Source organism: Candidatus Zixiibacteriota bacterium (genome assembly GCA_021159005.1).
Taxonomy (GTDB): Bacteria; Zixibacteria; MSB-5A5; order UBA10806; family 4484-95; genus JAGGSN01.
This window is the reverse complement of the sequence record JAGGSN010000206.1, coordinates 95640-105930: the sequence shown is the minus strand read 5'-3', so window position 1 is coordinate 105930 and position 10291 is coordinate 95640. Positions and strand designations below refer to the sequence as shown.

Here is a 10291-nt window from a genome sequence, read left to right as displayed (position 1 = left end):
GCCCAACATCCCGCTGCTCTATGGGTTATGAAATAAGCAAGTTTCGATTGTTGGGTATTATTTTAAGAACTCTATAAAAAAGGCCGGACAGCAGTGTAAATCAATCCCAAATTTTATATAAGTAAGTCAAGTTCACTTGGGACTTGACCCACCAGTTGAATAGGTCAAACCTCAAGTAGGCTTGACCTACTGGGCAATGAATCGGTACCATTCTTAACGTTAAATGTTCAAAATAATTCCGAATATTTTTTATATATTTGTAATTCTACTGCAAAATACGGGTTAGTAGTCGAGCTTTTTAACCTCGCCGCGAACATAGAAAACTCGATTATTAATTTTGAATTATAAAAAGGAGATATTTTAGTAAAAACTCTATAAGAATTTGCATTGACTTTGTAATTCTTAATCAATATTTTCAGGCCAGATTATTATGAGTATGGATACTGATTTAATATTTAAGCCAATAGCTAATCATATCGAAAGATATGACGCGCTGCTAAAAGAGATGCTTGAAACCGACTCGGAGTTTATTTTCAAGATTACCAAGCATCTGTTTTCTCGAACCGGCAAGCGTTTGAGACCAGCTCTGCTTTTTCTTTCGGTTGGCCGCACGGATAACCCCGCCGCAGTTTATGCGGCTGTGGCTATTGAACTTATCCATGCCGCAACCCTTTTGCATGATGATGTTATCGATGAATCTGATGCCAGACGCGGTATTGAAACAGTTAATCATCGTTGGGATAATTTAGTTTCCGTTTTAATGGGCGATTATTTATTTTCGAAATCTTTCAAACTTCTCGTCAAATCAGGTTTTCAGAAGCTTCTTGAGGGATTTGCGGCGGCAACTGAAAGAGTATCTATCGGCGAACTAAACCAGGTTTATTTAACCGGCAATTTTGATATTGATGAAGACCAATATTTAAGAGTTCTCGCTGATAAAACCGCCTCATTATTTGCTTGCGCCTGTGAGTCTGGGGTTATTTGCAATGGCGGCGATGAGGAAAGAATGAAAAACATGCGTGAGTTCGGAGAAAACTTAGGCATTGCCTTCCAAATCACTGATGATATTCTTGATTTGGTTGGCGAACCGACTAAAACCGGCAAAAAGCTTGGTTCCGATATCCGTGAGGGATGGGTTACTTTGCCGATGATTCATTCTCTTAGAAATAGCGACGGTTCATATAAAGATAAGATTATCAAGCTGTACAATAGCGAATTTACCAATGATGGTTTCGAAAAGGTTATAAAATTCATCAGTGATAACGACGGGATTGATTATGCCGACCAGAAAGCCCGCATGTTTAGCGAAAGAGCCAAAGAAGCATTAGCCAAAGCTGATGGACTCGATTATAAAGAAAATCTTCTAAAACTCGCTGATTTTGCTGTTGTTAGAGACAAATAGAACAAAATTGTATTTCGGAAGTATCAATAACCAAGCTGGTTTAGAATATGAATGATGTTTTCACTTTAAGTTTTCAGAGCGGTAATATTATTTTTTATATACTTTTGGGACTGTTATCGATGTTAATGGCCTGGAGGAGTTATACCAATGTTGCTCCTCAAATATCACCTTTGAAAAAATATCTGCTGTTATGTCTTCGAAGCTTGGGCATATTTTTAATTAGTATTTTGTTATTAGAACCTTTAATTACGGTATTCTCCGAAAAAATTACAGGCTCTAAACTTGGTGTGATAGTCGATGTCTCATCAAGCATGAATATTAATGAGGAAAGCGGTCAAAGACGGCAAATAGCAGAAACCGAGATTGAAAAGCATCTTCCCCGTAATATTCCCGCTAAGTATTGCGGTTTTTCTGATACCCTGATAGAATTAGATGGCTTTCCCGATTCAGCGATATTTAACGGACAGGCAACTGACATTACGAAAGCTTTAAGCTTACCGCTTGCTGATGCTTATAATTTTGGTGGATTATTAATAGTTACCGATGGCGCCGGCAATATTGGTTTGGACCCTCTTCAAGCCGCCTCGAAAATTGATATGCCGGTTTATTCATTGGTAACTGGAGGCGGCGTCAGTCTAAAAGATGTAAATATTTCCGGTATAGAATATCCGGCGGTTGAGTATATAAATACCGAGTTTGCCATTGAAGTTGAAATCGGAGCAACCGGCTACCAGGGGCAGGGCGGGCAGCTGGAAATCAAGGATGGTAAAAAGACGATTGGTTCAAAAAAAATAACTTTCCCGCCGGATGGCGCATATACTTCTGCCGAATTCAAGTTTTCGATTGCCGATGATGGCGTTAAGAATTTGCGGGCTGTGCTATCGGGTTTTGATGATGAGACTTATGATGACAACAATATCAGAAATTTCAGTATAAAGCTTCTTAAAGATAAGATCAATGTGCTGATATTGTCATCCTCCCTTAACTGGGAATTTACCTATTTAAAAAAAGCGCTGGATAATGACTGGCGTCTTAATATCACCACGGCTATTGCAAATCGTAAGGGCGGCTTCAGAGCCAATGAACTGCCGGCAAATCTTGAAGCCTGGCAAAAGCTTGAATTGGTGATAGCTATCGACCTTAACTCACGGGTTCTTGGTTTACAGCTTAATAACCTGATTTCGGCGGTTGAGGCTGGCACAGGTTTTCTGTATATATCCGGTGATAGAAGCATGACTGTAAATCTTGACGGCTGGGAAAATATCCTACCGGTTGAATCCGGCTCGAAAGCTAAAACAGAGTTTGGCGAGTTTTTCCCTATTCCGGGAAAACAACCGGGAGCACGTTCCGTTATGAATATCAAGGGCTTGAATTGGGAGGGATTACCGCCGCTGAAAGCTTTTATATCAAACCTGAAGCTAAAAAATGAGGCGTTGATTTTCCTTGATATAATAACCGAACGAGGACAACGTCAGCCGGTCTTGTTTGGGGGACGGTATCAACGCGGCAAAACCGCAGCAATCACTGGTTATCCCTGGTGGCCAAGATATTTCAGGCCAAGCTCCAATCAGGTTGAAATTGGCTATATTGAAAAATTCTGGGGCAACCTTGTTCGATGGCTAGTAGTTCGGGATGATTTGGAAAAATTTAACTTAGCATCAGACAAAACGGTTTACAAACTTGGCGAGCCGGTAAATTTTTTGGCGACAGTTTTCGATGAAAACTATAACCTTGTAAGCGAAGCCAGAGTTGAAGTGGTTATTACCGATACCGAAAGTGCCGAGCGTGAATTTCAGCTAACCGTAAACAAACCTGGGCGTTATTGCGGCAATTTTGGTTCGCCGGCGGCAGGCAAGTATAATTATAAAGCGTATGCTGTTATTAATGGCGATACTGTGTCATCAGTAAACGGAAGCTTTTTCGTTGAATCATTTAGCCTTGAATCAGAAAACACATCCGCAAATTATGCCCTAATGGAGCAGATTGCCTCGATAACCGGAGGCAAAAGCTATACTGTAAATAATTTTGACCAATTCGCTAAAGACCTTAGATTAAAAACGAAAAAGGCAGAGGTTTTTAAGGAATACCGCCCAACAGGCAATACTTATCTGCTTGTTATAATTATTTTGCTATTTACGCTTGAATGGGGAATACGGAAATTCAGCCAATTGGCATAGCAACAAATCCAACTTATGTTATTTTATAATGCTACAGCTTGACTTGTTAATATTATAAATGCTATTTTATAACCTATATTCAATATGATACATATGCAAATAGCCAAGTATTCGTTAGCTCTTAGATGACAAGGACTTATTATTTTCTTTTAAGCAGGTCATCTAATACAATTTCGAAAAGTAAAATTTATACGTAAATTTATTTAGCTGTTGTCAGCTCTTGCTAATACTTCAAATTGCTCATCTTGTTTTTATTCAAATCTAAAAAATGATGCTGTAAATTATTTGGCTAATTAGCCGATGTAATTGTCAATGCTGTTATAGTGAAATATTATTAAATAAAAGGTAAAAAGTATCGATAATATACTATCAGATAAAAGTAATTACCTAAGTATTAGCTAATTGCATAACAAAGGAGGTGGTTATAGCAATAAAAGAATTTTTCAAAATAGAATAGCATGAAACAAATAACTTGTACAAATAATAATCTTTTGGAGGAGTACATGAAGATTTTATTAACCATTTCCTGTGTAATTTTACTTGTCGGTTCAGCATTCGCAATTGATAGTTATGTTCCCTATGAACCGGGAGTATATCTTCAGGGATACCCGACCTACATGACAGCATCAAACTGGTATGATTCTGATGGCGAATCAGCTGATATGGGAGGCACATGGAGTCTTCTGCGGTTTGGTTTTGAGCCTACATATTTCGGTATGATGGGTGATAAGCGTTGGCAGGCAAGCGCGTCTATTCCGTTTATGTCTTACAGCCCGTCACTTGGCGATTCGAAATCGGGCTTGGGCGACCTTCAGTTGTCAGCTGCCTACTGGGTTATTGATGACCATAAGAAAGGAACTTATCTGTCGGTCTGGTTCTGGGCTGACTTGCCGACCGGCGGCGATGGCTTAAGCAATGACCAGATGAATCTTCGTCCCGGACTTGCCTGGGCTATGGAAAAAGCTCCTTATCAGTTTGAGGTTTCCGCCTGGTACAATCTCCGTATGGAAAATTCGGATACCAATTATAAGCCAGGCAATGAAATCTGGGCTAATATGACTTTTGGTTATCATGCCAATGAACAGATGACGCCGGGCTTGGAAATTCAAACCGGCTGGGGCAGCGATGATACATACAGCGATGTTACCTGGCCAGACAGCAAAACGCAATGGTTCAAGGTTGGTCCTTCGCTGGAGTATAATATCAATCCGAAAGCAGCGTTTAAGGTTGAAGGTCTCTACACCGTTATGGGTAAGAATACTACCCAGTCGATTGATATCGGCGCCCGCGTAACTTGGGCTTTCTAAGCTGAAAATATAAAGTAAACTTCAACTCCCGGTCGATTTTGATCGGGAGTTTTTTTATGTTCCAGCTGCAAAATATAAGATTATTTATTAACTGAGGCTTTCCGCTTTGGTTTTTTCTTGCCCATCTTTTTAAATCTTTTCTCAGCAAATTTAAGCAGTTCAAAGGGGCAAGTAAAAGTTAAATCCGGTTCATAAATGCCGTCATATTCGCAGTTGTCATCAGTATGGTCGCGGCAGGCTTGGAAGCGTTTTTCATAGACATCGCATTTATTATCATCATTAAGATAGCGGCATTTGGTATTAATAGCCAAGTACCATTGCTTGCCATCCTTATAAATAGCCAGATTTTCATGAGCTAAATACCAGGCATAATTATCGAAATCGAGCCTGCTTCTGGGAGTCGGCAAATCGACTAAAGTATAACGGCAGCATTTGCCGCTGCAGTGAACGCATTTACCGGAAGTCGAGCTATCTCCGTTATTGTTTGAGCTGTTTTTTTTCATGGGAGTAGAATATATACTTATGTCTATATAAAGTCAAACACTACAAAATTTATCACTATAACTTGCTTCATTGACAGTGGCAGTCGATTTATGATGTGATTCTCTTTTTGAATATGTTATGCCATTTATAATAATAAAACAATCCTCCCCAGATAAGAATAGGTACTAACTGGCCATCCAAGCGGGCTAATATTCTTTTACCGTATACAAGCGTTTTCCAGACAATAGCAGGATATAGCCGCTCACCGCTGGCTATCCTCATGTTTTGGCCATAGTAATTAAAGACATAAATTGCCAACCTCAATATCTGAATTGGGAATAATAAAATTAAGCCGATTAATAATATTTTTATACGTAATTTATATTTGATGCCCGGAACAGCCATAATCAAGGCGATTAGAAAAACAGTATTGAAAGTATAAATATTATATTTGGTAACCCGGGGTTTGCCATCAGGCGAAGGAGCATAGTTTACCACTATATATTTACCTTTAGCTGTCATTGATTTGGTAAAGTTGTTAGCATCAAAAAGCATAACAACTTTCTCGCCGGTGAAAGTGAATATCTTATTGGCAATTGGCGCGCTGTAAGACCAAATCAAATAGGCTAAAATGAAAAATAATGGAAACCTGAGAAAAAACAGCCATCTGTCAGAGATTTTTCGCCGTGATTTTTCGCGACCAGAAGTCCCAGATGAAGATCGCCCAGAGGATGATGATCGGCTGCCAGACATAAACATGAACCTCCTGAAATATGTCAGGGAAATATTGACCTAAGTAAAACAGGCTTATTACTCTTATTAGGTTAAGAACAAATATCGCAAACGTTCCAAGCAATATGCCATAAAGACGGTGTATAATTTTCGACGGGTAGGCAATTACACCCGATATCAGTATTGCTGTGGCATAGATTCCATTGCAGCCATCCACGACATTTATTCTGAAATTAACGGTAAAGAGATTATTATCTGTTACCTGTGCGCCGGCTCCTAAGGCATTCATTAACAGGCTGGAGCAGATGGCAACGAATTCTGTAAACGGCACGACTACAGCATGATGAACCGCTTTGATATGAAAAGCGATGACGAAAAGAATAATCATCCCGCCAAAGCTCAAGTATAATTTGATTAGTGATTTTATTACCGGCTTTTTAATCTTCATAAATTCGCCTTATATTTCGGCTAAAGGGCTAATTACAGGATATCCCGAAAAAGTTGCTTCAATTTAGTATTAATTATAAAAAAATATAGTATGTTTGCAAGACATTATTGTTTTTATATAAGAAGAATTATAAGCTTTATTATTTACTTTCCGGCTCAATATGTACTATAACATCTATCACGCGTTTATCTTTATTTTTTATCATATATTTGATTCCGGCGGCGATTTCATGTCCTTCCCTAACTGATATGTCGGGATCAACCTCAATATGTACTTCCATATAAATAGTATTGCCGATATATCTCATTTTCAGATTGTGGGGGTTTTTAACGCCGGGATATTCTTTTATCAAAGTTAGCGTTTTATCAACATATTTAGCAGGCGGCGCGGTATCAATGATTTTTCGGCAGCCTTCCAAAGCGATTTGCCCGCCAACTTTGAAAATCAACAGAGATACAACCAAGCTGACGATAATATCCATAAAAGCAAGGCGAGGCGATATCTGAGTAAATACTAAGCCTATTAGCACGGCCACTGATGAGTAAGCATCGCTTCGATGATGCCAGGCATTTGCTATTATAATCCGGCTATCGCATTTCTTGCCAACCCGTTTTGTCCATTGAAACAGTCCTTCTTTCAACAGGATTGATATTACAGCCGCTATTAATGTTATCCTTGTGGGGTGGTTTATTTTATTTAGCCATATTGCCGCGCCCGAGTCATAAGCTAATTTTATAGCAACTCCTATTAAAATCATGCCCAGGATAATTTCAGTAGCCGTTTCGATTTTTTTATGACCATAATGATGGTTTTCATCAGGGGGTTGTTCTCCGAAATGAAGCCCTAAGATAACAACAATATCAGAGGCAAGGTCGGAAGCAGAATGAACAGCATCGGCTATAAGCGCTCGGCTATTGCCGATAATTCCGATAACGAATTTCAATATCGCCAGAAAAATATTGATTGCCGCGCCAAATATTGTAACTCTCATTCCGGGCGACAGCTTTTTCATATAACTACTCATTACATCATATATTTGCTATATTTCCCTGAAATCCACAACTATTTTAATATAAAAATTATCACTACATCATAATTATTAATTTTTCATTATTAGTTATTGCACCCATTCCGGCATGACTGCGCTATAGCCCCATGACGGCAAAACGAAATAATAAACAAAGCAGCCAACTATAAAAGCAACAACTAAATTCAAAATCAACCCGGCGCGAACCATCTGCGACATTTTAATTTGTCCCGAGGAAAATACTATAGCATTAGGCGGTGTCGCCACGGGAAGCATAAACGCCATAGAGGCCGAGATAGTAGCCGGTATCATCAGTAAAAGCGGATTGAGATTCAGGGCAATCGCTGTACCTTTCATGATAGGAAGCAAAGCAGCGGTAGTAGCAGTATTTGATGTCAGCTCCGTTAAGAATGTTAACAGCAAACATATTATAAAGACAATAATTAAGGGATGAAAAACCAAGTATGGTTTCAAAATCATGCCTATCTGCTGGTCTAATCCCGATATTGTAAATCCGCCGGCTATTGCGAAACCGCCGCCAAAAAGAAGTAATATGCCCCAGGGCAATTTTATGGCAGTTGGCCAATCCATTAGAAATTGTCCGGGATATTTTTTACCGGCGGGAATTCCAAATAGTAATATTGCCATTATTATAGCCACAGTAGCATCATGAAAATACTTGGGATTCGAGAATAAATTTGACCACCCGGGAATAGTAAAGAACCCCAGCTTAATATCGGATCTGAATATCCAGAGAAGGGCAGTAGTTATAAATACTATTAAAATTCTTTTCTCAGCAGTGCTCATCGGACCAAGTTTCTTTAATTCATCATTAATTAAATTTCTGCCTGTAGTTGTCTTATGAGATATTGGAAATACCACTTTAGTAATGATAACCCAAGCTAAAGGAAGCAGTATTAAAGCTAACGGGAAAAAGACTTTTATCCAGTTAAAAAAGCTGATTTCCGGAGCGCCGGGGAAACCTCTTCCATACTGTCCTAAAAACTCAATATTCGGCGGTGTACCAATCGGAGTGGCAATTCCGCCAATCGAGGCGCCATAGGCGATTCCCAGCATCAAAGCAACAGCGAATTTGTTTTCCTTGACGGTTGTTCTAACTGTTTCGGAAATAACCGCCATACCAATCGGGAGCATCATCATGGTGGTGGCTGTATTAGAAATCCACATCGATAAAAATGCGGTGCCGCACATAAAACCCATAACTATTCTACTTTGTGATGTTCCCAGAAGCGAAGTGATAAAAAGCGCAATACGCCGATGCAAACCCCATTTTTCGATAGCTAAGGCGACAATAAAGCCGCCCATAAACAGGTAAATATTATTGTTAGCGTAGTATTTGATTATAGTACCTGAGCTTGCTACTCCCAGTAACGGAAACAACGCTATCGGCAGCAGAGAAGTTACCGGTATCGGCAGGCATAAAGATACCCAGAAGCAAGCCATTAACAGAACGATACCGGCAGTAACAGCGGCTGGCGGGGATATATTAAGGTTAAAGAGGTTAAAGGCAAAGATTATAAATAAGACAATACCCAGAATTAAGCCAATCAGCTTACCTTTATCAAATTTACTATTTGAATTTGAAGCCAATGCCGCCATGAGAATATCTTATCACATTTTTATTTTGATGTAAATATATTTGATTTTTTTCAGATGTAATTCATATATTACCTGTATGATTGATATGCCGCCGCTAAAAGCAGATTACCGTCTGGCAAAATGCTGTAAACCGGTAGTTGATGACGAAATTGTCGGTTTCTTAAAAATCGATTCGCCTATAATATCGGTTCATCGGGCAGACTGTATAAATCTCGCCAAAGTAGCTAAAGAGAGGCTGGTTACTCTAACCTGGAATGAGATTATCGAGGAAAATAGCAAACCGGATTTGTTGCTCAACCCCGAATACACTGCGCTGGATGATATTGATTTTAAAGTATTGAATCATCATCAGGTTATGGGCAATGACTACGCGGCAGTAACAGCCCAAATGACTCGCATTCCTCGGGCAACGGTATTCGAACGCTATAAGAAACTTCGCGATTTAAAATTATTAAAGCGCGTTCAACCGGTTATGATTCGGTATCGCAAAAACATAGTAAACAACAAATGGATAAAGCATCGCAACCATACCTACTATGAAATAACACCGAAGGGGTCTGAATTCTTAGAACATTATGAAGACAACGAATAATTGATAATGGCTAATTTAATGAAGCAGAATAGTATAACAGCAGGATAAATATTATGATTCTAAGAATTGTTCTTATCATAACGATTGTATTTTTGGTGATTTGGGCAATACAGAAGGTTTTACTTGGGTTTATTCGCACCAAGTTATTATCGCGCGTGGAAAAACGTTTTATAGGCCAGCGGATAATTATTTCTGATTTAGGCGCCAGCTTTTTCGGACAGGAATCGAAAGGCTTGAAGCAAATTAGAGGCAATGGGGCTTTGATACTAACAGAGATGGAACTCTGGTTCGGTCTGGCGATGCCGGAACGAGAGCTTGTAATTCCGACTGCTAATATTAAATCGGTAAGGCTTACACGAAGACATCTTGGCAAAACAGTTTTCCGCCCTTTGCTTTGTGTCGATATTTCATCCCGGTCCGGCGAGGATACAATTGCCTGGCATGTAAAAAATCCTAAGAAATGGCAAGCTGAAATCGAGCGCATAGTTTCAGCCTGAATACCC

Annotated in this window: 10 protein-coding genes; 5 read left to right on the top strand and 5 right to left on the bottom strand. The window is 39.3% G+C overall.

The window, feature by feature from the left end; translation table 11 throughout:
• Positions 1-430: 430 nt before the first annotated feature.
• The 3 genes from J7K40_13635 (at position 431) to J7K40_13625 (ending at position 4886) form a co-directional block, all read left to right on the top strand.
• The gene (locus J7K40_13635; GenBank protein MCD6163437.1) at positions 431-1402 is read left to right on the top strand and encodes a polyprenyl synthetase family protein; all 972 of its coding nucleotides are present in this window, start codon (positions 431-433) and stop codon (positions 1400-1402) included.
• Positions 1403-1629: 227 nt separating this feature from the next.
• Positions 1630-3579 carry a hypothetical protein gene (locus J7K40_13630; protein ID MCD6163436.1) on the top strand — a complete coding sequence of 650 codons (1950 nt, stop codon included), beginning with the start codon at positions 1630-1632 and terminating at the stop codon, positions 3577-3579.
• 503 nt (positions 3580-4082) lie between these two features.
• Positions 4083-4886: a transporter gene (locus J7K40_13625; GenBank protein ID MCD6163435.1), complete on the top strand. Its 804-nt coding sequence runs from the start codon at positions 4083-4085 to the stop codon at positions 4884-4886.
• An 80-nt stretch (positions 4887-4966) separates the two neighbouring features.
• On the opposite strand, the gene J7K40_13620 is transcribed toward J7K40_13625, so the two are convergent.
• From J7K40_13620 to J7K40_13600, 5 genes are all read right to left on the bottom strand, one after another.
• Positions 4967-5389: a YkgJ family cysteine cluster protein gene (locus tag J7K40_13620; GenBank protein MCD6163434.1), complete on the bottom strand. Its 423-nt coding sequence runs from the start codon at positions 5387-5389 to the stop codon at positions 4967-4969.
• Positions 5390-5477: 88 nt separating this feature from the next.
• The gene (locus tag J7K40_13615; GenBank protein MCD6163433.1) at positions 5478-6122 is read right to left on the bottom strand and encodes a hypothetical protein; all 645 of its coding nucleotides are present in this window, start codon (positions 6120-6122) and stop codon (positions 5478-5480) included.
• Entirely contained in the window at positions 6040-6549 is a 510-nt protein-coding gene (xrtH, locus tag J7K40_13610; GenBank protein MCD6163432.1) for an exosortase H, read from the bottom strand. Before xrtH ends, J7K40_13615 begins: the two co-directional genes overlap by 83 nt.
• A 139-nt stretch (positions 6550-6688) precedes the next feature.
• A complete protein-coding gene (locus J7K40_13605) occupies positions 6689-7573 on the bottom strand; it encodes a cation transporter (GenBank protein ID MCD6163431.1) in 885 nt (294 codons plus the stop codon).
• A 93-nt stretch (positions 7574-7666) separates the two neighbouring features.
• A complete protein-coding gene (locus J7K40_13600; GenBank protein ID MCD6163430.1) occupies positions 7667-9196 on the bottom strand; it encodes an SLC13/DASS family transporter in 1530 nt (509 codons plus the stop codon).
• 76 nt (positions 9197-9272) lie between these two features.
• Here J7K40_13600 and J7K40_13595 point away from each other — a divergent pair, with 76 nt between their 5' ends.
• Both J7K40_13595 and J7K40_13590 read left to right on the top strand, forming a co-directional pair.
• Positions 9273-9788: a DUF2250 domain-containing protein gene (locus J7K40_13595; protein MCD6163429.1), complete on the top strand. Its 516-nt coding sequence runs from the start codon at positions 9273-9275 to the stop codon at positions 9786-9788.
• Between the two features lie 53 nt (positions 9789-9841).
• Complete coding sequence (locus tag J7K40_13590; protein ID MCD6163428.1) at positions 9842-10285, top strand: hypothetical protein; 444 nt, start codon at positions 9842-9844, stop codon at positions 10283-10285.
• The last annotated feature ends 6 nt before the right edge of the window (positions 10286-10291 follow it).